Annotated in this window: 2 protein-coding genes and 1 pseudogene; all 3 read left to right on the forward strand. The window is 65.5% G+C overall.

Features of this window, described 5'->3' with window-relative positions; genetic code table 11:
• A partial coding sequence (locus B447_RS21480) for a chemotaxis protein CheB (RefSeq protein WP_004249238.1) occupies positions 1-172 on the forward strand: 172 nt, incomplete at its 5' end.
• A 104-nt stretch (positions 173-276) separates the two neighbouring features.
• Positions 277-1128 carry a CheR family methyltransferase gene (locus B447_RS21485; protein ID WP_004249240.1) on the forward strand — a complete coding sequence of 284 codons (852 nt, stop codon included), beginning with the start codon at positions 277-279 and terminating at the stop codon, positions 1126-1128.
• 26 nt (positions 1129-1154) lie between these two features.
• Positions 1155-1621, forward strand: a pseudogene (locus B447_RS21490) (chemotaxis protein CheB); the annotation flags it as partial.

Genomic DNA, 1621 nt, shown 5'->3' on the forward strand with positions numbered 1-1621 from the left:
CGACGGCGCACGTGGCCTCAAGGAGATGCACGATGCCGGCGCCCACACCATCGCCGAGGACGAATCCACCTGCGTCGTCTTCGGCATGCCGCGCGAGGCGATCAAGCTCGGCGGTGTGGACCAGGTGCTGCCGCTCGACCTCGTTCCCGAAGCGATCATGAAGGCGGGTTGAAAGGTCGCAGCGCACACGAGGCGCCGACGCGGCATCCATGCGGCAATGCTGATGCATACTATCGGCGGCGGATCCCCACCCATGTTCAGCACAGGCGCTCGACAATGCACAGCACCGGCCTCACCGACCAGGAGTTCAAGCTTTTCCAGACGCTCATCTACAGTCTGGCGGGCATCAGCATGGCCGACAGCAAGAAGCAGTTGGTTGCGGGTCGCCTGTCGCGCCGACTGCGTCACTACGGCCTGGACACCTTCGACGCCTATTACCGGCTGGTCACCCGTCCGGACCAGTCCGTCGAGCGCCAGTTGATGGTGGACCTGCTGACCACCAACGAAACCTACTTCTTCCGCGAAGCCGCGCATTTCGGCGTGCTCGCCGAGCTTGCGGCCAGCCGTCGTGGACGAAGCTTCCGGGTCTGGAGTGGAGCCTCGTCCACCGGCGAAGAGCCCTACACCATCGCCATGGTGCTGGCCGAGACCCTGGGCATGTCGGGCAACTGGAAGGTCATGGCCTCGGACATCAGCCTGACCGTACTCGAGCGCGCGCGCGCCGGCGTATACCCGCTCGATCGCGGACGCGGCATTCCACCGGCGCTGCTCAAGAAGTACTGCACGCAGAGCGGACAGGGGCTCGATGCCAGCCTCGAGGTCGTGCCCCAGTTGCGTACCCGCGTGGAGTTCCGCCAGATCAACCTGATCGCCCCTGGCCATGCCGCAATGGGCAAGTTCGACATGATCTTCCTGCGCAACGTCATGATCTACTTCGATCAGGACACCAAGCGCAAAGTCATCGGCAACCTGCTCCCGCACCTTGCGGACGACGGCATCTTCATCGTCGGGCACTCCGAAACCCTCAGCGGCATCACCACCGAGCTGACGTCCCTGCGCCCGACCCTGTACACCAGGCCCGGCGCACGAGAACAGCTCGCACAGTTCACCAACAACGCCCGCCGATGAAGCTCGACCGCCTCCCCCGCAGCGGCGAACGCATCATCGCCATCGGTACGTCCACCGGCGGTACCCAGGCACTCGAAACAGTGCTCACGCGACTACCGGCCAACTGTCCCGGTATCGTGATCGTGCAACACATGCCCGAGCGCTTCACCGCGATGTTCGCAGCGCGTCTGGACAGCCTGTGCGCACTCGAGGTGCGTGAAGCGCGCAACGGCGACATGGTCCAGCCCGGGCGGGCATTGGTCGCCCCCGGCGGCAGGCACATGCTGCTCGCGCGCAGCGGCAACCATTACTCGGTGCAGGTGGTGGATGGCCCCCTCGTCAGCCGCCATCGCCCGTCGGTGGATGCCCTGTTCAACTCCTGCGCCAAGGTCGCCGGTCGCAACGCGGTCGGCGTGATCATGACCGGCATGGGCGACGACGGCGCACGTGGCCTCAAGGAGATGCACGATGCCGGCGCCCACACCATCGCCGAGGACGAATCCACCTGCGTCGT

Origin of the sequence: Thauera sp. 27, from assembly GCF_000310125.2 — a bacterium.
Lineage (GTDB): Bacteria > Pseudomonadota > Gammaproteobacteria > Burkholderiales > Rhodocyclaceae > Thauera > Thauera mechernichensis.